This is a genomic window from Psychroflexus aestuariivivens (assembly GCF_004010055.1).
Classification (GTDB): domain Bacteria; phylum Bacteroidota; class Bacteroidia; order Flavobacteriales; family Flavobacteriaceae; genus Psychroflexus; species Psychroflexus aestuariivivens.
In genome coordinates this window covers 1-21,934 of record NZ_RQVT01000048.1, presented here as the reverse complement: position 1 = coordinate 21,934, position 21,934 = coordinate 1, and the positions used below count along the sequence as shown (strand labels likewise).

Here is a 21,934-nt window from a genome sequence, read left to right as displayed (position 1 = left end):
GAATTTACATTTCAATAATAGTTTCGGAAAGCGGTCGTCTTACCTTTTTGAAATCTGCAAAAGCATCGTCTTTAGCTCGAAAGCCAACAGGTAAAACCAAACTTGATGAAATATTTTTATCACCTAAATTCAAAATTTTATCATAAGCCTTATTATCAAAACCTTCCATTGGACAGGCATCAATTTTTTCTGAAGCACAAACTGTCAAAAGATTGCCGAGTGCCAGGTAAGCTTGATTAACAGCCCAAGTTTTGATTTCAGTTTTAGACTTATCATTAAAATTCTTAATCAAAAATTCACGAAATGGCTTTATGATTTCATCGGTTGTTTCCCTGATTTCTTTTTGCAATTCAAAATTATTATTAATGAATTTTGAATCAACCATATTTTCAGTGCAAATCACTAAGAGGTGAGATGCAGTTTTTACTTGAATTTGCTTAAAACTATGTTCAAAAAGTTTGTTTTTCAATTCTTGATTGCTAATAATAATCAACCTTAAGGGCTGTAAACCATAGGATGTAGGTGTAAGGTTAAATGCTTTCTTTAATATTTCAATTTGTTCTGAATTGACTTTTTTTTCAGCATCAAATTTTTTTGTCGCATATCGCCATTGCAGAGCATTTATATTATCCATGATTTGTTTTTGAGCAAATATAGATTTTTCAATTCAAGTTTGTTTAATTATGATTATAATTAACTCAACTTTTGTTAAATGTAGTTATTTTTTATTCTGAAACGATATTTTCAATGGCTTTAGCTAATTTGAAATCTTTTTCAGTAACACCGTCAGCATCATGCGTAGATAGCGAAATTTCTAAGGTGTTATAAACATTGAACCAATTTGGATGATGTTGTTGTGCTTCTGCTTCAAATGCAATTCTAGTCATTGCGGAAAATGCATCTTTAAAATTGTCAAATTCTAAGGAGGTTTGGATTGAATTCTCACTGAATTCCCAGCCTTCAAGATTTTTTAATTTGCTTTCAATTTCTGTTTTTGATAATTTATCCATGATATTTTTATTTTCAATATAGGAATAATTATAGACTAGAGATAAGATTTAAGCCTTTTTAAATGAATTTTCACATTTAGACTTTTATAGAATCTTGTATAACATCTTCTACTGTGAATTGTAGATTTTTGGGTAATAAATTGTCTTTTGGTAAAACTGCGATGTAGCGATCGTCATTGGAATCATAAACGTTTTTCAAAATTGGATTTTCGAGTTTTAATCCATCTAAAATGTCTTCTATGAGTTCTTTGTGGTGTATTAAATTTTGACTTCCTAAATGAAATACGCCTTTCAATTCACGATTTATAATATAATGCAATTGCTGACTAAATTTGTCATGAGTTGTAGCATTGATGACTACATTGGGAAAAACTTCAATTGGTTCTCTCAGCTCATGTTGAAGCTTCAGCGCTCTTATTCGAGGTGATTTATGTCCGTAAATCATCGGTAAACGAACAATATTATAAAGTTCGTTTGGTAATCTTAACAATGCATTTTCAATTTTAATTTTGAACCTTCCGTAAATACTTTGCGACAAAGTTTTGTCATATTCGTAAGACGGATAATTTGTAAATGTATCGAAAACATTAGCAGAAGATAGAAAAATCAATTTTCTTTGACGCTCTATTATGTAGGCAATGATTTCAAAATGGGTGTGAATTTGTGCCTCAAAATTTCCACGAAGAGCAGAAATAATAATATCTGGCTGCAGTTCTTCCAAAAGAATACTGACAGTTTCAGTTTCTAAATCCCATTGAAACAAACGTTTATTTTTGTCGTTTTGCAAATTATCGGTTCGATATGTGCCATAAACATCGAAATAGGGAGACAATTCCTTATAAAGCGAATGTCCTAAGAATCCACTTGCTCCTAAAATGAGTATTTTTTTTGTGTTTTTGATATTTTTTTAAAACTAATGAAGCCATTTCAATAAAAAGAAATGGCTTCAATTTGACATATATTTTTTATTAAGCTTTGTAAAACGGTGTTTTTACGATTGTAGCAGACACTGTCTTTTTTCTAATTTGAATTAAAATTTCAGTGCCAATTTTACTAAATTCAGTTTTCACATAACCCATGCCGATAGCTTTTTTCAAAGTTGGTGACATAGTTCCTGAAGTTACGTGTCCAATTTTGTTCTCTTCAGCATCCAAAATATCATAACCTTGTCTTGGAATACCTTTTCCGTTAATTTCAAAAGCGATGAGTTTGCGCTGAACGCCTTCTTCTTTTTGTTTTTTTAAATTTTCTGAATTTATAAAATCTTTTGTGAATTTTGTAATCCATCCTAATTTGGCTTCAATTGGCGAAGTTGTTTCGTCGATATCGTTGCCATAAAGACACATTCCCATTTCTAATCTCAGTGTGTCTCTAGCTGCCAAACCAATCGGTTGAATACCAAATTCTTCACCAGCTTCCAAAACATTTTCCCAAATTTGCTTTGCATCTTTATTTTTGAAATAAATCTCGAATCCACCGCTTCCGGTGTAGCCTGTTGCAGAAATAATAACATCTTGCGCGCCGGCAAATTCACCAACTTCAAAATGATAAAATTTTATAGCGCTTAGGTCTTTAGGTGAAATTTTCTGCATCGCTTCTAAAGCTTTTGGCCCCTGGATTGCTAACAGAGAATATTCATCTGAAGCGTCGGTAAGTTTGGCGTCAAAATTATTGTGACTGTTGATCCAATCCCAATCTTTTTGAATATTTGAAGCATTGACGACCATCATGAATTTTTCAGCATGAAATCTGTAAATAATCAAATCGTCAACGATGCCGTTTTTTTCGTTGGGCATGCAAGTATATTGTGCTTGTCCATCAACAAGTTTTGAAGCATCGTTGGTCGTAATTTTCTGGATTAGATCCAGAGCTTCTTTGCCTTCTACAAAAAATTCGCCCATATGAGATACATCAAAAACTCCAAGTTTTTCTCTTACATTCTGATGTTCTTCGTTGACTCCAGCATAAGAAACTGGCATTTCGTAACCTGCAAATGGAACTATTTTTGCGCCGAGCGCTTTATGTACTTCAGTTAAAGCCGTTGTTTTCATTATATTTTTTTCGAAAATTGATGTTTGCAAATTTAAACTTTTGCTATTGAAAAGGCTTTTGATTCAACTAAACTTTTCAAAACTTATTGAAATTCTGCTTTAGAAATTTTGTTCTAAAAATTTATTTCAAGTTTTAGTAATTATAAAATGTGGGGCAGTTCTATCATTTTTTTAAAGTAAAATGAAAAGTTTTCGTGCAATTTAAAGAATGATTATTTTTCAGAATTTATTTTCAAAGCATTATCGACTTTGTTTTTGAATTCCAGTGGCTCATCAATATGTAGTTTAAGGATTTTGAATTTCTTTTTCATTCCATACAGACCTAGTAATTTACTTTCTTTATTCAAATGGATGATTATATTATGACTTTCTAATTCGCCTAAAGGTGAGATCGTTTTGGTAAACTCATTTTTTTCTAATTCTTTACTTGAAATTTCAATTTTTTTTATGTTATCAAAAGAAATTTCGGTTTCATTCAAAATTCCGTACTTTAGGTTCAAACCGTTTTTGTTTATAGAAATCGGTCTTTTTGAAAGTGATTTTGCAAATCCCAGAATTTGAATTGCTGTATAAATACTGAGTATTGTTAATATCCAAGCAGCAATCGAACTCCATTGCAAAATCAAAAAATGTAGAGCCATTGTTTCAATAGCTATTAAAAAAATAAATGCACCAAATAGGGCAGGAGAACCACTTTTCTTGTGATAAGTAAATTCGTTATCCTGAAGCTTAGGTTTTTTCCAATTTATAAATCCATAATAGATTACAGCAATTTCTGTAGCAAACAGAAGTGCAACATTTCTTGGAAGAATCTCATGACAAACTTCTTTTAGAGTATCGAAAAAGTCGGGTGATGTATGTTGAAGGCTTTTGTATTTCTTTACCGCTGAACGAATTTTTAATGAAACAAAAGTCAATAATGAGATTTCTATTACTGGTAATGCCCAGGTTTTGAAAATCCTCAGATAAGTCTGGTTTTCTTGTGGTAAAAAATAAGTACCAATCAAAAGTCCACCTAACATTAGTGGAATTACTGTTGTTTTAGGTATTTTAGTTTTTTGGATCAGGAGAAAATAAACGATAGGAACAGAAATTAACAAGTCGATAGAAATCGCTAAATCCATTATTGGATTTTCAATATAATAAGGAGATTTCATCAAAAAGACTAGCGTTCCTAAAAGACTTAAAGGAATTCCGAAAATTATGAGGTTTCTACTGAAGTTTAATGAATTGTTCATTTTTCCTGCGGTTTTGTAAACATCTTAGTTACGGGAAAATTAGCAATTATTTTTTCATTTTAATGATTTCACTTGCATAAAAGCCGAAATATGATTTCATCAGCGACTCCGCAATGAGCGTTACGCCTTGTTGTACAAGGTTTTTTTTTGTCAGTCAGAATCTTTAATAATTTTTTTGGGTTTTGTCGATTGTCCCAGAATGCTGTAATTATAATTTCCTGCTCGGATACTTTATAAAAAATACTATAATTTCTAAGTGATGCTACTCGAGTACCTTTAAAATCTGTTTTTTTATAAATTAATGGTGTTTCAGAAATTTGTTTAGTTCGTTCCGATACAGTTTTAATAAGTTTCTTTGAGTAAGTTGCAGATTTATTTCGCTTGACCCAATATTCTAGTATTCCAACATACTGAATATCGGCAGTACGGGTCCACCTTATATTCCGTTTAGCCATTCAAGATTTCGTTTGTCCATTGCCTCTTGTGAAATCAATCGTCCATTTTTGATATCAGCTTCACTCATTTCCAACATTATTTTCTGTTCTTTAGTCAAATCGACTATTTCAGAATCAGAAGAACTTGAGGCAATTAATTTGTCAAGAGCTAATAAAAAATCTTTGTTTTTAATAGATAAAATTTTATCTATTAATCCGTTTCGTATATTATCTACTGTTGCCATTTATTTCTAATTTTATTGTAAATATCAAAAAAAAATAGTTGTTTTTTCTAATGTTGCTCAACTTTTCCACCATCAACATACATTCTTTGGTAAGTTGGATTTTGCATTTCGTCTTCAGCCAAAAGTTGATATTTTGGTGCTACTGATTCCTGGGCTGGGCGACCTAAATCTGCGCCCATTTCTTGTAAAGCACGATTTAGAAGTGTTTCATCAGGATTTCCTAAAACACCAAGATTTTCAAAATTTTCAAATTGCTCGAAATCTGGTGGTAAACCATCGAAAAAGTCTGTAAATCCAACTTTGTTAGCAGTCTTTAATATTAAAGGTTGCAAAGCGTATGTATGATTTAAATTGACATCGTTTCTTGAGAAATCTTGTGAGTCATACAAAGTCGTAGAACCTTCAAATTTACCAACTGTTGTTCTTCCGATTTGTACTACGTTTATGTAGGGATTTAAAGCATTGATGACCAATTCGCTAGCAGAAGCTGTTGAGTTTCCTGTTAAAATATAAACTTGATTTAGATTTAGACTATTTATGCTTGCACCTGAGCGTAAACTACCATCGAAATTTATATTTTCTTCATCAAAATTATTATTGTAAAGTGTTTTTGCAAAAACTTCACCTTGAAATTGACCCGTAATCATACTAGATAAATCTTTGGCGCTTTCAATACTGCCACCACCATTGTAACGCAAATCCAAAACCAATTCGTCTATATTTGCTGCCATAAATTCAGAAAATACATCATTCAGTTCGTCATCAAAACTTGATCTAAAATTATTATACATCAAATAACCCACTTTCAAATTATTGGTTTCGATAATAGAATAGGTATGAATTGGGTTTTCAGTAATCTGAATTTTATTTAAAGTCACTTCGGTATCTAGCTCTGTCAGTTCATTATTATTCAGTTCCGCAAGTCCTATAGTGTAAGAATCTGGCGCAAAAAGTGAACTGAAATTCATTTCTGCATCAAAAACTTGTCCATTTAAACGGTTAAAAATATCACCACGCTGCAAACCCGCTTGATCTGCAGGAGAACCTGGCAATACATAGCGCACATATCCAAAAACCACGTTAGAATCTTCTTCTAATTGTAAAAGACCGAATCTCATGCCATTTTGGATAGAAATACCTTCTAAACTGTTTTCTAATTCAACGAAATCATCTACAATTATGCTAAACCTGTCTTGACCTGCTAATAAATCATAAAATAAAGCGGGAGGAGAATCGTAACTTTCTAAAAAATTCTCATATTCGTTATTATTACTAAAGCGATCATCGGCTAAATCTTCTGAATCACTTTTATAGACATAAAAAATGTTCATGGCTTGCCAAATGAAATTTTTAATTGCTTCTTGATCGGCTAAACTATTTATATTACTGATATTATCATCTCGATCATCTTGACAAGAAGAGATAATCAGTAAAGAAATCAGAAATATTGCAAATGTTTTAATAAATTTCATAGTTGAATTAATTTAGGCTAAAAATAATCAAATTTATAGAATCTAAAGCTTTGTAACAAAACTAAAGTTGCGTCGTCTTCCTAATAAATGAAGTAAACCAAACAATGAAATCTGAAGAATTCGTAAATACTGTCTCTGTTTTTCAAGATAAAATTTTCAGGTTATCATTGCGATTACTTAAATCGAGGGATGCAGCACAGGATTCTACTCAGGATATTTTGATGAAATTATGGAAAATGCGAAAAAAATTTGACAAGTATAAAAACATTGAAGCTTACGCCATGACGATGACAAAAAATCATTGTTATGATCAACTCAAATTAAAGAATAACAACAACATTTCTTTGGTACACTCCAATTTTGCTTTGCAACATTCTGGTTTAGAAACCGCTTTGGAAGCTAAAGAAGAAATGAGTATTGTAGCCAGAATTATTGAAAAATTACCAGAGCAGGAGCGAGCTGTCATTCAATTACGAGATATTGAACAGTATAATAATAAGGAGATTGAAGATATTCTGGAAATGAATCCGACCTCAGTAAGAGTGGCAATTTCTAGAGGACGAAAGAAAATTAAAGAGGAATTAATGAAAATTAAGAATTATGGACTTTAGCAAAAAATATATTTCTAAACTTTTGGAAAAGTACGACAATGGGAATAGTACTTTAGAAGAAGAACAACATCTTAAAACCTATTTTACTGAACACGATATTGCTTCAGAATTTGAAGTTTACAGACCCTTATTTGCTTATTTTGAACAAGCCAAAAATCTATCTTATCACTCCAAATGGCAACCCCAACGAAAGGTGAAAATGAAACCACTTTGGATGAAAGTAGCCGCAAGCTTTATAGTGATTTTAGGCAGCGTATGGTTATTCAACCTTTACCAAGAACAACAAGAATTGAAAGCAGCTAAAATGGCTTTTGAAGAAACCCAACAAGCTCTGAAAATGATTTCAGAGAATATGAATCAAGGCCTCGAAAAATTGGAATATGTAGAAGTATTCAGCGAACAAAAAAATAAACTTATTAAATAATAAAAGATGAAAACACTAAAAACTTTTGGAATAATTGCTATTGCAATTTTACTAAGCGGAAATATGACCGCACAAGATTTCTCAAAATACGATGATGTTCGAGAGATTACTTCGATTATTGTGAACAAAAACATGTTCAAACTGATGAGTAAATTAGATATGGACAGCGAAGATGAAGAAACTCAGATGTATATCAATATTGTTGAAAATCTTGACGATGTAAAGATTTTTACCACCGAAAACTCAAAATACGCTGGTGAATTGAAGAAAGATTTTGAAACCTATAGAACAAAAAACAATCTTGAAGAACTCATGCAAGTCAACGATGAAGGTAAACAGATTAAGTTCTACATCAAACCCGGGAAATCGGAGGATTTTGTCAACCAATTGGTAATGTTTATAAATTCTGTAGATATTGGCGATGAACAATCTGTATTGATGATGATTAACGGTAATATAGATTTGAAAAACATCTCAAAATTGACGCAAAAAATGAATATTCCAGGTGGAAAATCACTTGAAAACCTAGACAACGAAAAATAAATAATTATGAAAACAATATTTAGTTTATTAGTTTCTGTAATTCTATTGAGTAGTTGCAGCAGCGAACCAAGTTTACAAAAATATTTGGTAGACAAGGACTCTAACAGACACTTTATAACCGCTAGTGTTTCTTCAGACTTGTTGGTGCCAAATTTTGAGAAACTTAAGGTTGAAGAACAAGAATCTATCAAAAAAATTCGAAAAATAAACATGTTGGCACTCAAATCCAATGTCGAAGAAGTTGATTTTGAAGGAGAAAAAACAAAAGTTTTAGAAATCTTGAAAAAATCAGAATATAAATCTTTGATAGAATTTAATGGTCAAGACCTTCAAGCGCAATTTTTGTACAGCGGTTCAGAAGAAAAAATAGAAGAAATGATTTTCTTCGGTGCGGATGATAATACAGGCATGTTGTTGGTAAGAATGTTAGGTGAAAAATTAAATCCAAACGATCTAGTCAAACTTATGGAAATGGCCGATGAAATGGAATTAGAAGAGTTTGAAAGCTTTGGTCAAATGCTTGGAGAATCTTTCGAGAATGAAAAAATGATAAAATAAAATTAATTTTTTGTTATTTTAGTACTAGTGTGTCTGTAAATTAAGATATTTATTAAAAATTATTTATGGATACACTAATACTTATTTTAAAAATAATTATAGCATTAGGAATTATTAATGTTTGGATTTTTAGATTTAATAAACCCACAGAATGGCGTGGGGGCGAAGCTCAAAATATGAATGATGAATTTCTAAAATATGGCTTGCCAACTTGGTTTGTTCCTGTTATTGGATTTCTGAAAATCGGTTTTGCAACTATTTTAGTTCTCAGCATTTGGAATCCAGAAATTGCTATAATTGGTGCTACTGGAATGGCTATTTTAATGATAGGAGCAATCGGAATGCATATTAAAATAGGCGATTCTATCAAAAGATCAGTTCCTGCTTTTTTAATGTTAGTAATGAGCGCTGTTATTATTTATTCTAGTTTACAGTAGAAAGGTTTTTAATTTCGATAGGAAAGCTGAAAATTGTTTTTTTAGTAGACATCATTACACCTGTATTTGTAAGTTCCCAGTCTTTCCATTCAGCTTTCAACCCACCAATTGGGATAATTGACACCCACATTTTGAAAGCTTTTGGTCTATAATTTTCGTCTACAATCCACAAATAAGAATCGCCAGGCGTTGTTCCTCCTTTTTTAAATGTTACCAAAAGCGCATTTTTGCCATCGTGTTTTACGATTTTTCGTTCAACATTCTTATCCATAATCATGTGTGGCGCAACAAGCCAAAAGGAATCATTATTGAAATATTTTACAGTTTCATCAATCAATTTTTTTTGATTTTCTTCTGAAATAGATTGTGGTTCTAAAACTTTACTTTTAGCATAATCTTTCAAATTTAGTTGGACTTTATTTTCATCAAAATCTACGATAACATAATTCTCATTTTTATGCCATTCATAATCATGTAAATCTGCAAAATTCCATGAAATTATACTTGTGTTTTGGTATGCATCATGATTTATAGACTCGAGTATTTTTTCTGCCAATTGATCTGCATTAGCTCCAGATTTACCTTCTGGTAAATCTTCCGATATTGACCAACCTACAATAACTAAGGTTGTGATAATCAATAAAATTATTATACCAAATATTTTGAAAAATTTTTTCATAATTCCGGTTTTACTTTTTGAATTTCATTTTTACAAAAGCTCTGAATCTCTTCGAAAAAGTTCTTAAATTCTAAGTCGAATTCCTTTTGATATTCGAGGTATATTTGAATGCTTTCATGCAATCTGGTTTCATGAATAGTTCGGTTATTCATCTGTTTCAATATTTGTGTGATTCCTTTCAAGGAAGCATAATTCAGAAGCCAATTCTGATCAATCATATATGGTAACATTTTTGAAACACGCGGTGGTAAAATTTGTTTGTAAATGAGAACTAAATTATAAAAATCATCCACAAATTCATCCAAAGGAACAATGGAGTATTCACTCCAGTTCTTAGCTAAAATATGATCGTAAATCACATCCACTATTACTGTATTATAGTGACCAAAATCTGCAAAAAACCGAGAAGCACTTTTAGAAACAATAGAATGATGATCCGTGAAATTATCAATTTGGCGATGCAACAAGATTCCTTTTTGTATTGGTTTAGGAAAAGATTTGTAAGATTTGCCTTTAATTTCATCTGCAATGAAATTTCCGATTTTCAAAAAATCGTTATTTCCAGATAGATATATGTGAGCCAGATAATTCATCGATATAAATGTAAATTTAATTGTCACTTTTCGCAAATATTTTATGACTTAAAATAAATGACTTGTATATTTACGGCATTGAAAAACTTTAAACTATAAAATATTATGACTTTAATCAAATCTATTTCAGGCATTCGAGGCACGATTGGCGGAGGTGTTGGTGAAAATTTAACACCCATTGATGTCGTTAAATTTTCTTCAGCTTATGGCAAGTGGATCAAAAATCAACGCAATAAAGATCAATATAAGGTTGTTGTTGGTCGAGATGCTCGAATTTCTGGTGAAATGGTTCAATCTTTAGTGATGCACACCTTGTCAGGAATGGGCATAAACGTAGTTGATTTAGAACTGTCTACGACTCCAACTGTCGAAATGGCTGTCACTTTAGAACATGCTGATGGTGGTATTATTTTGACTGCAAGTCATAACCCTAAACAATGGAATGCATTGAAATTACTCAATAAAGATGGCGAATTTCTGAATGCTGCCGAAGGTCAGCAAATTCTAGATTACGTTGAGCAAGAAGATTTTGATTTTGCTGATGTTGATAATTTAGGAAAAATAAACTACCATAATGCCTATATTGATTTACACATAGAAGAAGTAATGGCTTTGCCTTTGGTAAATGTAGAGCAAATAAAACAATCGAAATTTAAAGTTGTTGTGGACGCTGTCAATTCTACTGGGGGAATTTCTATTCCACCACTTTTAGAAATGTTGGGCGTAGAAGTTATCAAATTATATTGTGAACCAAATGGTCACTTTCCACACAATCCAGAACCACTAGCCAAAAATTTAAAAGAATTATCAAAAACTGTGGTAAGTGAAAATGCTGATCTTGGAATTGCTGTAGATCCGGATGTCGATCGCCTGGCTTTGGTCGACGAAAATGGAGAAATGTTCGGCGAAGAATACACTTTGGTAAGTGTAGCAGATTATGTCCTTGGTAAAACCAAAGGCGATACTGTTAGTAACTTATCATCTTCCAGAGCTTTACGAGATGTTACCGAAAAGCACGGCTGCACTTACCATGCTAGCGCTGTCGGAGAAGTAAATGTGGTTGCCAAAATGAAAGAAGTAAATGCTGTGATAGGAGGTGAAGGCAATGGTGGAATCATTTACCCAGAATTGCATTACGGTCGTGATAGTTTGGCTGGTGTTACTTTATTTTTAAGCCTTTTAGCTGAAAGAGAAACCAAAGTATCTGACCTACGTGGAACCTATACTTCATATTATATGGCTAAAGAGAAAATAGAATTAACGCCAGATTTAGATGTTGATCAAATCCTAAATTCCATAGCTTCAGAATATAAATCTGAAAAAATTAGCACGATTGACGGTGTTAAAATTGATTTTCCTGAAAATTGGGTTCATTTAAGGAAATCTAACACAGAGCCAATTATCAGGATTTATACTGAGGCCAAAAGTCAAAATGAAGCAGATAAACTTGCCCAAAGATTTATCCAGGAAATCAAAGATTTAGCGTAATTTAATTATTTAAAGTTAAATTTAAAAAATCCAAAAACAGACTTAGTTTTTGGATTTTTTTGCGTGTTTCCATCGCTTATGCGTCCATAAATAATATTCAGGTGCAGATTTAATTTGTCTTTCTACCAACTTCAAGAAATGATCGGTAATCTCGTAATCAGCAAATTGCCTAGGATTTTTCGCAATTGTTTTGAAGCGCGCTTCATAATGTCCGCGTTTAATTTTTGAAACACTACAAAATACGACGCTAGTATTTAATTTTTTTGCCAACATTTCTGCTCCAGTATGAACTGGAACCTCAATTCCCATAAATTTTTGCCAATGAAATGCTTTATTAATTTTAGGCGATTGATCAGAAATAAAACCACTGATGGATGTTTCATTTTTAGCTTTTCCTTGGAGCAGAATAGGAATGGTTTCTTTGGTTGTGATTAAATCAGTATTGTATTTGGCACGTATTTTCTTGACTAATTTATCAAAATATTTGTTTCTCAATCGTTTATAAACGCCATAACCTCTGGATTTTACATATCTTTGCATGATAAAAATCCATTCCCAATTGGCGTAATGTGCCATCATTATGATTACGCTATTACCTTCATTTTCGATTTTTTGAATTTCTTCAATATTCACGGGAACAAATCTTTTTTTAATTTCTTCCTCGGAAATTGTTAATGATTTGAATGATTCAAAAATTATATCACAAAAGTGTTTGTAGAAATCTCTTGCTATAATGGCTTTCTCTTTTTTTGTTTTTTCAGGAAAAGCTAAATTCAAATTATCTAGAACCACTTTTTTGCGATAAGCAAAAATTCTATAAATCAAAATAAAAAAGCAATCTGAAAGAAAATATAAAACCCGAAAAGGTAAAATGGATATCAACCAAATCCATGGATAAACTAAATAAAAAACCAGTGCGTGCATTTACAGAAATTTCGGCAAAGATAATTATATTTGAACTTAAGCTAGTAAATTATGGGTGGAATTGATATTGTAGTTATTGTCATCATTGCAGCAAATGTAATGGCTTCATTTAAAGGATTTAACGATTCTGGTTTTTTTCATAAGTATAAATTTCACGTCTCTTCCATTCAGGCTGGAGAAAAAATCAGAGTGCTTTCGTCAGGTTTTTTGCATGTTGACAATACTCATTTACTTGTAAACATGCTAACGCTTTATTTTTTTGCATCCAATGTGGTTAGTTTTTTAGGCACTGGTGGGTTTTTATTGGTGTATTTTGGAAGTTTAATTCTCGGAAATTTGCTGTCTTTATATTTCCATAAGGATGAAAGTCAATACACCGCAGTTGGCGCAAGTGGAGCAGTGGTGGGTGTGCTTTATGCAGCAATTTTACTTCAACCAGACATGATGTTAGGCTTGTTTTTTATCATTCCTATTCCAGCCTATGTTTTTGGAATTGGTTATTTGTTTTACTCCATTTGGGCCATGCGCGCCAGACGAGACAATGTTGGGCATGATGCACATTTTGGAGGGGCAATGGGCGGTTATTTTATCACACTTTTACTTTCGCCTTGGGTGTTGCAAGAACACTTGCTTATGGTTGTGCTTTTGGCCGTACCAATAATTGTTTTATTTGTTTTACAGAAATTGGGTAAACTATAATCACTTGGTTTATAGTATCTTTAGTAAGAATAAATTCAACTTTAAACAAATATAGATGGATGAAGCATATACAGATTTTGAAGACATAATTGAAATGATGGATAAATTTGACAAGGAAGTTTTCAAAGTGGTTTTTCCACATTCCAATTTTGATAATTCTTACAATGCAGGAGAATTTTCTGGTAAATTTAATTATAAAGATTTATTTAAAGAAACAAACTACGAAGTCAGTAAAGATGATTCTTATATACATTTCACATCCTTACAAGCCTTGACCTGCATTCTCAATTATGGATATTTCAGATTGTCAGAATTTAGACATCTTGAAGATATTGAAGAATTACATTTTGCATCTGGAGTTTTTAATAATTCTGAGGTTTTTAGTCCAAATACAAAAAATATAAGTGACCATAAAAAAAATTGTTTTGCTTTATCCGCATGTATTAATGATGATGAAACTCGGTAAAATTCTTTTATGTGGGAAAAATATGGTAATAAAGGGAAAGGAGTTGTCCTGAAGTTTAAATTAAATTATAACAAAGAACATGAATTTCTTTTTGGTAATATAAAGTACGGAAGGACGGGTTTAGGAAATATTGAAAAATTAAAAACCCTAGCTGAAAAATTTAGACGTGAAAATAACAATTTTACCTATGAAAATTTTCCAGAAAGAATATTAGAGCTTTTAGCTTTTCACAAGCAAAATAAATTTAAGTCAGAAAAAGAAGTCAGACTTTTTTTTAATTAAGAAAAAACAAATTATGAAGAACATAATCATGAAGCGATTTATAAAGATATTGCTTATAATAATGAGGTAAGATATTTCTTCAAAGTATTTTTAACCGAACGCGAATCTATTTTAAGGGATGAAACTAATGATGAAAAATATATTAGAGAATATATTGAGTATCATCCAAGTATTGAGATCGAAGAAATAATTTTAGGCAATAATCTAGATGATGAACAGAAGGAAGATATATCTCAACTTTTGACAAGCTTCAAAGAAAAGTTTAAGTATAAATTCAAAATCTCTCAATTTACAAATGAAAATAAAATTTATGAAATGAGATGATTTCAAAACTGGATTACAGATTTTCAACGCTATCGGTTTTGTGTATGATTTAGTTGCGTATTTCAGCAACTGATTTAGCAAATACAAACCGAATAGAAAATCTGCGAGGATTTTCGTAAGTAAGATTGCACTAGCAATGAATTATATACGTTGCTGTGCATTCGGTTTTATTAATTAAAGATATGCGGATTAAATGCCAATATTATTCCCCATCCGCTAATATTAAATCCAAAAATTGCCATTAATAGCCCGCTTATAAATCTGAGATTCGAAGTTGTTCGTTTAACTATTAAATTAATATAGTTTATTGGCACTTTATTTTGAATTAATCTTTTTGTAAACAGCATAGATTCTTTTACTTCCAAGTCTGATATATTCTTAATTGATATACTATATTCTCCAACTTCTTTAACTTTAAATTTATAATATTCAGTTGCTAATCTACCTTTAAATCGAAATCTAAATTTTGGTATCGTTTCAGAAAATGGAATTCCTTTATCATTAATCTTTATTTCAGCTGCGAAATTCCCTCTGTTTTTAATGTATCCACCACCAACAACACAAATAGAATATAATCCACTTTTATCTAATTTTATTTTATTTGGTTTTCCAGTTAAGTCTAATTCTGAGATAGTTTTGTTTTTAAATACCTTTATAAGAACTAGACTGCCCCAAATGAACATTGCTAATCCAACTACGGCAACAAGAAAATATACAATCTGCATTTATGAATATTATTTTTTTATTATTTATATTTTAGTGAGTGATTTCAAACTGATGCACAACTTCCCAATATATTCAATTCTTATGGATTCTGCTCTTTCTGAAATTTCCTTAGCTTATTTGTTTTGAAATTGAATGAATTCACTTTGAATTTTAGGGTGAAACGGTGTTCTTCACATGCAATTTTATAGTTTTTTAAAATTTCTTTTTGAGGCTTTAGTTTTATTTCAATAACTGATCTAAAAGAGTTTTAGTTTTCTCAAAAGAAGGTCTTGGCGCTTCTGGATTTATGATTTTGCCTTTTGGATCAATTAGTATAAAACGAGGAATGCTATTCACTGCATAAGCATTCATAAAATCACTATCGAATGATTTGTCTGCAAAAAGCTGAATTCCAGTGAGTTTTTTGTCTTTTATTGTTTGTTTCCAAGTTTTTTTTACTTCTTTCTTATCTACTGATATACTTACAAAAACGATGTTATTATCCTTATAAGTGTGTTCTAGTTTTTTTAAGTAAGGGATTTGTTTCAGGCAAGGCGCACACCAAGTTGCCCAGACATCGATATATACATATTTACCTTTTAAATCTTTTAGACTAATTATTTCGCCATTAACATTTTCATAGCTAAACTCAGGAGAAATATTACCTTTTTTTAAACTTTCAAAACGAACTGTTTCTTGATATTTCTTCTCAGCCCTTTCGATGAATAGTTCATGTGTGGTGACCTGTTTTATGAGGTCGAGATAATCTTTTGCGCGCTCTTTATTAGAAGAGATTTTAGAGTAAGCTCCATTCACTAAACTAACAAGCAAATCTTGAGATTTTATATTGCGTAAGACATTTAACATGCCTCCCACATCTTTAGCTTCGTCGATGCGTTCACTCCAGACAGAATTTACCAAATAGCGGTAATAAGGTTGTTTTTTATAATCTTCTTTATTTTTTAAATCAAGAGATTTGATCGGGTTCGTGAAATCTTTAGATACAGTGATTTCTTCACCTAGATAAAATTTATAATTAGATTCATAATTCTGAATACTTAGAAGACGATTATACTCCAATGATTTTTTTTCAGCAGTTTTAAAAATTTTTTCAACCTCATACTCAGACAAAGCTGACAAGTGAACTTTTTTAATTTCTTGAATGTTCTTTAAGAAATCCTCTTCATTGACTTTATAAAAAGCTTCTAGATCTTTTGTAAGTTCAGATTCAAGTTTATCTTTATTTACAAGATAATTATTTCTAGTTGCACCTTTGCCGTTAAAAGTAAGTGTACTTTTATAGTCTTTAGCATCAAAAGTTATGTCTAATTTATCTTTGGGATAAAGGTAAATTAAGCTAGTATTTCGGCCGTATTTTAGAAAGTAAAACCCATCTTCAATTTTAGTTGTCATTTTAAAATTTCCTTGTTCATCTAATTCTGCTGAAACCAGTTTCTGATTGTTTAAATGGGAAATTCTAATTGATGACGAAGTATGATTTTCAATTTGCCCAGAGATAGTTGCTTTTCCAGACTTGGCATGTAGCGAAAAACTTATGAGGATAGAAAAAATGGTACTGATAATTCTAAGCATGAGTGTGTTTTTAATATTTAACTTCAAATTACAATAATAACAATTCAACACTAATTTGAAAATTAATTATCTAAAAATAAAATTTTTCATACTTCTGTTATTGATGATAAACTTTATGTGTTGGGTTTGACTAACAGCGATCAATATATTACCACTTCAGATGCTTTTCAAGATGAATTAAGTTTTACTCCCAATTTTTTGGAAGGACTTGGTCTGGATGAAAATAGGAATTTGTTTATGTCTATTTACGTTCCGGATAGTAACCTTGGAACCATAAATTTTGAAACGAGAAGCTGGGTGGTTTATCCAAATCCGAATAATGGAAGTTTTTCTATTGAAAATACAAATTCTAAAGCCAACTTAGCAAATGTATCTATTTATAATGCATCTGGTAAAAGGATATTTTCAAAGCAGCTTGACAATTTTAATAATAAACTGGAATTAGATTTAAGAGAGGTATTGACAAAAGGTGTTTATTTTGTGGTTTTGTCAGGTCAAAATCTTTCAATTGAAACTCATAAAATCATCGTGAACTAAATGAATTTCCTGTAAATGTTAAATATATAGATTCAAGACATAAAGAAAAAGCACTTCATTTATTTTGAAGTGCTTTTATATTTTTTAAATGTATGGTTTTAGAACTGGTAACGCAGTGATAAAGCAACATCCAAATCTAAATCATCGCTGTATTCACCTGAACCAATTTCAGGTCTAAAATCTAAGGCAATCAATAATGGGATGTCGAAATTGTATTCTATACCAATATTAGCAGCACCATAGAAAAAGGTTTCGCTATCTTCATCAAAATCGCCATTATTAAAACGGTCGTCGTAGCTTACGCTACCAAATCCACCACCAATACCAGCAAACCAGTTGAAACCACCTTCAAGATTCCAAACCCACTGGTACAATCCCGTTAGTTTGAAGGCATCAAAGTTTTTGTCATTTCGCCACCCTAAATCAACTTCAAATCGATTATTTTCTCCCAAAGCACGTTGGTAAGAAATCTCGCCACCAAACCCATTGTTACCTCCAAATCTTAAGCCTAACGCATTTTCAGAAATCGATTGTGCTTGCGATTGAAATCCGAAGCCTGCTAAAAAGCAAGCTGCAATAAGTAACTTCTTCATAAATCTAATTTTAAATTGTGTAGGTGTAAATCTAACTTATATCAAGCTTGGATTAACAATTGTTCAGCTAAAGTTTGGTTAATATATTTTTAAAAAATTATTAATTCAAAAAAATATAAATATTTAATCTAAAATTTTAATTAAAAAAATGATTTATACATAATTGAAAATCATTATCCTAACCATGTTTTGAAAGTTGAGACGCGTTCTCGACTGACAACAATCTTGTGGTCGCAATTTTGCAAGACCAGTTTTAAACGACTGGAAGAATAGGCCACAATATCTTGAATGGCATCAAAATTAACGATATGACTGCGATTGACTCTAAAAAATTGTGATGAAGACAATTGATTTTCCAATTGATTTAGAGATTCATCCATAACATAATTTTTGCCGTCTCTACTAAGTAGGGAAGTGGCTTTATATTCGCTGTAAAAGCATGTGATTTCTTCGGTGTTGAAAGTTTTGATGTGATTGCCCACTTTAACGGCAAATCTGGTTTTGGTGTTTTGTTCTGTTGTATGTTGTTGCATTAAAGACTGTATTAACGCCGCATCAATTGTGTTGGTCGAATTGAATTTTTTATATTTTTCAACAGCTGTTTTTAATTCATAAGGATCGATAGGTTTTAATAAATAATCGATGCTGTTGAGTTTGAAGGCGCGTAACGCATATTCATCATAAGCGGTAGTAAATATGATTGAAGCCTGAATATCAACTGCTTCAAAAATTTCAAAAGATAAACCATCGCTAAGTTGTATATCCAAAAATATCAAATCAACTTTCTGATTATTTTTAAACCAACTGATTGCGGCTTCTACAGAATTCAATTGGATGAGTACTTCCATATTCAAATCCTTGAGCATTCGCTCCAAACGTCTAGCGGCTGGCTTTTCATCTTCTACGATGACTATATTTTGCATAGCTTAGGCTTTTATCAATGGTAATTTTACTCGGAAGTGGCTTTCAGTTTTTTCAATTTCAATGGTTCGATCCACAACAGCTTCATATCTGAATTTAATGTTATCCAATCCAATTCCTGTGCTTTGCTTGATGTTTCTCTTCAAATTTAGGTTATTTTCAACGATTAGAAATTTATTATTTTCATTGTAAATTTTAATATGAAGTGGTTTCAATTCAGAAATTTTATTGTGTTTGATGGCATTTTCTAAAAGTAATTGTAAAGATAAAGGGACAATTTTAAGATCCTGATGATCAATATTTATCGAACAAGTGATGCTGTCCTCAAAACGCATTTTGAGCAAATCGATGTAGGTTTTGGCGAATTCAATTTCTGAAGAGACTTCAACCAGGTCGGCTTGACGTTGGTCCAGCACATAACGATAAATCTTGGACAAAGCATTGGTAAATTGGACGGCACGGCTTTGATTTTCTTCAATTAAAGATGACAACACGTTCAGACTATTGAATAAAAAGTGCGGATCTAATTGGTTTTTTAATGCTTCGTGCTTGGCTTTGGCCGTTTCTGTCAGATTTTGTTGTGTACTGAGTTCCGTGTCTTTTAATGCTTTATAGAAGTAAAATGCATGAAATGCCAAAGTCACAATTAAAGCGATGAATACAGCAACCACATAGTTCAGCACGGTTTCCATTTCCAAAAATTCAGCAAAAGAATAATCTAAAATTATAACGATATGCAATAGTCTAGCCACAAAAAATGCTAAAGTTGAAAGCACAACAGAGCCTGCAATTCCTAGCCATAGCAGTGTTTTTGCGTCTTTTTGCCATGAGTATTTTTTTAGAATAATTTCAAAGAAAGTAATGTTTGATATACCGATGATAAACGCATACATGAAATTGATTAAGAAAGATTTTCCATCGAATAGTTCTTCAACTTGAAAATTTGATCCTGCAAAATTGATCAAGCGTATGAACACTGCAATTACGATTGAAATGATGATGAATCGAATAATTTGTTGTAAAAATGTTGATTTCATAAGTTTTGTGTTTAAATGTTCACACAAATATCAATTGAATATTGAAGTTTAGCATCAGTTTTTTGACCAGTCGGTAAATTAACATGATGAATTGGTAATATCATCGATTTTGAAAATTTTATTTCTTTGTGTTTTGAATCACTATTCAGGATTTGATGCTTGTATTTTTTAGGGTTTTGAGAAGTTCTTTCATTGTTTTGTAAGTTTTAATTTTGAATGCAATTTTGAACCTTAAAAATAATATGTGGCTTTAGTATTTTTACTTACTTTAGCTTATATATTTATGCTTCGCTTAACTCAAAGAATTCAAATTTATTGATTTTAAGGTCTTTAAATATTAAAATTATAAATTAACTAACTAATTAATTCAATCTTATGAATTTAAAACAATTCCTTCAATTGGCGATGTTCGCCCTTTTTATCAATTTTTCAACTTTTGCTCAAAACAATCCTAATTTTTATTTAGAAAACGGCACTTGTAAATGCCCAAATGCAGCCGTAGGAGAAAGTGGTACACTTACCATAAATGGAGTACAGAAAACCCTCACCAAACGCACAGAACCCCAATTGTTTTTATTAATAACTGACAATATCTACGACACTCAAATTGGCCTATCCTGTACCTCAGGCATTACCGATATGAGCAGTTTATTTCAGCATCGACCTGGTTTTAATCAAAATATCAGCCATTGGGATACGTCTGATGTGACTGATATGAGTAGAATGTTTCTTGGTGCCACTGATTTTAATCAAGATACGGGGGCTTGGGATACGTCTAATGTGACTGATATGAGTGAAATGTTTAGTCAGGCTTTTGATTTCAATCAAGATATCGGTGCTTGGGATACCTCAAGCGTTGAGCTTATGACAGGTATGTTTTATGATGCTAGTTCATTCAATAAAGATATTGGTGATTGGGATACGTCTAATGTGACTGATATGAGTAGGATGTTTCGCTTTGCATTTATTTTTAACCAAGCCTTAAACAATTGGGATGTGTCTAAAGTAACAGATATGAATAGGATGTTTAATTCTGCAATTTTTTTTAACCAAGCCTTAAACAGTTGGGATGTGTCTAGTGTAACGAATATGAATAGTATGTTTTCTAATGCATCTTCGTTCAAAAAAGACATTTCAGGTTGGTGTGTTGAAAATATAACAACTGAACCAAGTTTTTTCTCAAATTCTAACTTAGACAATAATCTAAGCTTAAAACCTCTATGGGGCGATGAATGTAAAATAACCACTTGGGTTAACTCAAATAATTGGGATAATGGTGCTCCAAACGCTAATGATGAAGCAATCGTCAATTCAACTTATGATATTACCAACGCTATTCAAGCAAAAAATCTCACAGTCAATACAAATAAGATTCTTAAAGTATATGATGGATTGGAGGTTAAAAAATCATTAATCAACAATGGTCAAATCACGTTTAAAAGCAATCAAAATTCAACTGGTCAATTGGATGAATTTAATGGCTCAATTTCAGGAAACGGCACAATAGAAGTTGAACGTTACTTCCCTGCAAATCGAAGTTTCAGGTTTGTCACTTCGGCTGTAGATTCGGAAACAAATATTTTAGAAAACTGGCAAGAAAATGGAGCATCACCTATAGGCTATGGAACGCATATTACTGGAAGTACAACTGGTGCTAATGGCTTTGACCAAACAGAAACTGGCAATTTATCATTTTTTGGTTATGATAATGCAACCCAAGCTTGGACAGACGTGACCAATACAGATTTAGACGATTTGGAAGCTGGAATACCATATAGACTGTATGTTAGAGGGGATCGGACAATAGATTTGACAGGTAACGATGCAGAAAATGAAACCACTTTGAGAGCGACTGGAAATTTGAAAATAGGAGATGTTTTAGTTGATAATTTAGGAGAAAATACTGATGATTTCAGTTTTATTGGCAATCCTTATCAAGCCACAGTTGATATGAATAGTTTAAGTTATAATAATCTAAGTCCCGATTTTTACTGGGTTTGGGATCCGAATATGAATGAAGATGGTGCTTATGTAACTGTTGATTTAAGTGATGGTTCTAGTGCCGGAAGC

Annotated in this window: 27 protein-coding genes; 11 read left to right on the top strand and 16 right to left on the bottom strand. The window is 31.6% G+C overall.

What is annotated here, in order from left to right:
• Positions 1-4 precede the first annotated feature (4 nt).
• From EIG86_RS08235 to EIG86_RS08200, 8 genes are all read right to left on the bottom strand, one after another.
• Positions 5-634: an NAD(P)H-dependent oxidoreductase gene (locus EIG86_RS08235; RefSeq protein WP_127845697.1), complete on the bottom strand. Its 630-nt coding sequence runs from the start codon at positions 632-634 to the stop codon at positions 5-7.
• Between the two features lie 91 nt (positions 635-725).
• Positions 726-1,010 carry a 4a-hydroxytetrahydrobiopterin dehydratase gene (locus tag EIG86_RS08230; protein WP_127845696.1) on the bottom strand — a complete coding sequence of 95 codons (285 nt, stop codon included), beginning with the start codon at positions 1,008-1,010 and terminating at the stop codon, positions 726-728.
• Between the two features lie 76 nt (positions 1,011-1,086).
• Positions 1,087-1,893 carry a sugar nucleotide-binding protein gene (locus EIG86_RS08225; protein WP_262707803.1) on the bottom strand — a complete coding sequence of 269 codons (807 nt, stop codon included), beginning with the start codon at positions 1,891-1,893 and terminating at the stop codon, positions 1,087-1,089.
• 85 nt (positions 1,894-1,978) lie between these two features.
• Positions 1,979-3,061, bottom strand: coding sequence for a glycine cleavage system aminomethyltransferase GcvT (gene gcvT, locus EIG86_RS08220; protein ID WP_127845694.1), 1,083 nt, complete (start codon positions 3,059-3,061; stop codon positions 1,979-1,981).
• A 212-nt stretch (positions 3,062-3,273) separates the two neighbouring features.
• Positions 3,274-4,299 (bottom strand): hypothetical protein, encoded by a 1,026-nt coding sequence (locus EIG86_RS08215; RefSeq protein ID WP_127845693.1) that lies wholly within the window; start codon positions 4,297-4,299, stop codon positions 3,274-3,276.
• Positions 4,300-4,367: 68 nt separating this feature from the next.
• Entirely contained in the window at positions 4,368-4,754 is a 387-nt protein-coding gene (locus tag EIG86_RS08210) for a type II toxin-antitoxin system RelE/ParE family toxin (RefSeq protein WP_127845692.1), read from the bottom strand.
• Complete coding sequence (locus tag EIG86_RS08205; protein ID WP_127845691.1) at positions 4,736-4,978, bottom strand: hypothetical protein; 243 nt, start codon at positions 4,976-4,978, stop codon at positions 4,736-4,738. The genes EIG86_RS08210 and EIG86_RS08205 overlap by 19 nt, the downstream gene beginning before the upstream one ends.
• Before the next feature lie 47 nt (positions 4,979-5,025).
• Positions 5,026-6,450 (bottom strand): S41 family peptidase, encoded by a 1,425-nt coding sequence (locus EIG86_RS08200; protein WP_127845690.1) that lies wholly within the window; start codon positions 6,448-6,450, stop codon positions 5,026-5,028.
• Positions 6,451-6,554: 104 nt separating this feature from the next.
• On the opposite strand from EIG86_RS08200, the gene EIG86_RS08195 reads away from it, so the two are divergent.
• The 5 genes from EIG86_RS08195 (at position 6,555) to EIG86_RS08175 (ending at position 9,023) form a co-directional block, all read left to right on the top strand.
• Positions 6,555-7,061 (top strand): RNA polymerase sigma factor, encoded by a 507-nt coding sequence (locus EIG86_RS08195; protein ID WP_127845689.1) that lies wholly within the window; start codon positions 6,555-6,557, stop codon positions 7,059-7,061.
• The gene (locus EIG86_RS08190; protein ID WP_127845688.1) at positions 7,051-7,485 is read left to right on the top strand and encodes a hypothetical protein; all 435 of its coding nucleotides are present in this window, start codon (positions 7,051-7,053) and stop codon (positions 7,483-7,485) included. The genes EIG86_RS08195 and EIG86_RS08190 overlap by 11 nt, the downstream gene beginning before the upstream one ends.
• Before the next feature lie 6 nt (positions 7,486-7,491).
• Positions 7,492-8,028, top strand: coding sequence for a DUF4252 domain-containing protein (locus EIG86_RS08185; RefSeq protein WP_127845687.1), 537 nt, complete (start codon positions 7,492-7,494; stop codon positions 8,026-8,028).
• A gap of 6 nt (positions 8,029-8,034) precedes the next feature.
• Positions 8,035-8,586 (top strand): DUF4252 domain-containing protein, encoded by a 552-nt coding sequence (locus EIG86_RS08180; protein ID WP_127845686.1) that lies wholly within the window; start codon positions 8,035-8,037, stop codon positions 8,584-8,586.
• Positions 8,587-8,651: 65 nt separating this feature from the next.
• Complete coding sequence (locus EIG86_RS08175) at positions 8,652-9,023, top strand: DoxX family protein (RefSeq protein ID WP_127845685.1); 372 nt, start codon at positions 8,652-8,654, stop codon at positions 9,021-9,023.
• On the opposite strand, the gene EIG86_RS08170 is transcribed toward EIG86_RS08175, so the two are convergent.
• Positions 9,010-9,702: a hypothetical protein gene (locus EIG86_RS08170; RefSeq protein WP_127845684.1), complete on the bottom strand. Its 693-nt coding sequence runs from the start codon at positions 9,700-9,702 to the stop codon at positions 9,010-9,012. The genes EIG86_RS08175 and EIG86_RS08170 overlap by 14 nt on opposite strands.
• A complete protein-coding gene (locus tag EIG86_RS08165) occupies positions 9,699-10,295 on the bottom strand; it encodes an acyl carrier protein phosphodiesterase (RefSeq protein WP_127845757.1) in 597 nt (198 codons plus the stop codon). The genes EIG86_RS08170 and EIG86_RS08165 overlap by 4 nt, the downstream gene beginning before the upstream one ends.
• A gap of 105 nt (positions 10,296-10,400) precedes the next feature.
• Here EIG86_RS08165 and glmM point away from each other — a divergent pair, with 105 nt between their 5' ends.
• A complete protein-coding gene (gene glmM / locus EIG86_RS08160; RefSeq protein WP_127845683.1) occupies positions 10,401-11,783 on the top strand; it encodes a phosphoglucosamine mutase in 1,383 nt (460 codons plus the stop codon).
• A 42-nt stretch (positions 11,784-11,825) separates the two neighbouring features.
• On the opposite strand, the gene EIG86_RS08155 is transcribed toward glmM, so the two are convergent.
• On the bottom strand, positions 11,826-12,707 hold the full coding sequence (locus EIG86_RS08155; RefSeq protein WP_127845682.1) for a lysophospholipid acyltransferase family protein: 882 nt from the start codon (positions 12,705-12,707) through the stop codon (positions 11,826-11,828).
• Between the two features lie 51 nt (positions 12,708-12,758).
• On the opposite strand from EIG86_RS08155, the gene EIG86_RS08150 reads away from it, so the two are divergent.
• Genes EIG86_RS08150 through EIG86_RS08140 form a run of 3 tightly spaced genes read left to right on the top strand, consistent with a single transcriptional unit; the run spans position 12,759 to position 14,154 of the window.
• Entirely contained in the window at positions 12,759-13,406 is a 648-nt protein-coding gene (locus EIG86_RS08150) for a rhomboid family intramembrane serine protease (RefSeq protein WP_127845681.1), read from the top strand.
• Positions 13,407-13,461: 55 nt separating this feature from the next.
• Positions 13,462-13,872, top strand: coding sequence for a hypothetical protein (locus EIG86_RS08145; protein WP_127845680.1), 411 nt, complete (start codon positions 13,462-13,464; stop codon positions 13,870-13,872).
• A gap of 9 nt (positions 13,873-13,881) precedes the next feature.
• Entirely contained in the window at positions 13,882-14,154 is a 273-nt protein-coding gene (locus EIG86_RS08140; RefSeq protein WP_127845679.1) for a DUF2971 domain-containing protein, read from the top strand.
• Between the two features lie 494 nt (positions 14,155-14,648).
• On the opposite strand, the gene EIG86_RS08135 is transcribed toward EIG86_RS08140, so the two are convergent.
• Together EIG86_RS08135 and EIG86_RS08130 are read right to left on the bottom strand one after the other, a co-directional pair.
• Positions 14,649-15,203 carry a hypothetical protein gene (locus EIG86_RS08135; RefSeq protein ID WP_127845678.1) on the bottom strand — a complete coding sequence of 185 codons (555 nt, stop codon included), beginning with the start codon at positions 15,201-15,203 and terminating at the stop codon, positions 14,649-14,651.
• Positions 15,204-15,423: 220 nt separating this feature from the next.
• Positions 15,424-16,776: a TlpA family protein disulfide reductase gene (locus EIG86_RS08130; protein ID WP_127845677.1), complete on the bottom strand. Its 1,353-nt coding sequence runs from the start codon at positions 16,774-16,776 to the stop codon at positions 15,424-15,426.
• Between the two features lie 126 nt (positions 16,777-16,902).
• Here EIG86_RS08130 and EIG86_RS08125 point away from each other — a divergent pair, with 126 nt between their 5' ends.
• The gene (locus EIG86_RS08125) at positions 16,903-17,313 is read left to right on the top strand and encodes a T9SS type A sorting domain-containing protein (RefSeq protein ID WP_127845676.1); all 411 of its coding nucleotides are present in this window, start codon (positions 16,903-16,905) and stop codon (positions 17,311-17,313) included.
• A gap of 98 nt (positions 17,314-17,411) precedes the next feature.
• On the opposite strand, the gene EIG86_RS08120 is transcribed toward EIG86_RS08125, so the two are convergent.
• The 3 genes from EIG86_RS08120 to EIG86_RS08110 form a co-directional block, all read right to left on the bottom strand.
• A complete protein-coding gene (locus tag EIG86_RS08120) occupies positions 17,412-17,906 on the bottom strand; it encodes an outer membrane protein (protein WP_127845675.1) in 495 nt (164 codons plus the stop codon).
• A gap of 173 nt (positions 17,907-18,079) precedes the next feature.
• On the bottom strand, positions 18,080-18,829 hold the full coding sequence (locus EIG86_RS08115; RefSeq protein WP_127845674.1) for a LytR/AlgR family response regulator transcription factor: 750 nt from the start codon (positions 18,827-18,829) through the stop codon (positions 18,080-18,082).
• Between the two features lie 3 nt (positions 18,830-18,832).
• Positions 18,833-19,864 (bottom strand): sensor histidine kinase, encoded by a 1,032-nt coding sequence (locus EIG86_RS08110; RefSeq protein ID WP_127845673.1) that lies wholly within the window; start codon positions 19,862-19,864, stop codon positions 18,833-18,835.
• Positions 19,865-20,239: 375 nt separating this feature from the next.
• On the opposite strand from EIG86_RS08110, the gene EIG86_RS08105 reads away from it, so the two are divergent.
• A partial coding sequence (locus tag EIG86_RS08105; RefSeq protein WP_127845672.1) for a BspA family leucine-rich repeat surface protein occupies positions 20,240-21,934 on the top strand: 1,695 nt, incomplete at its 3' end.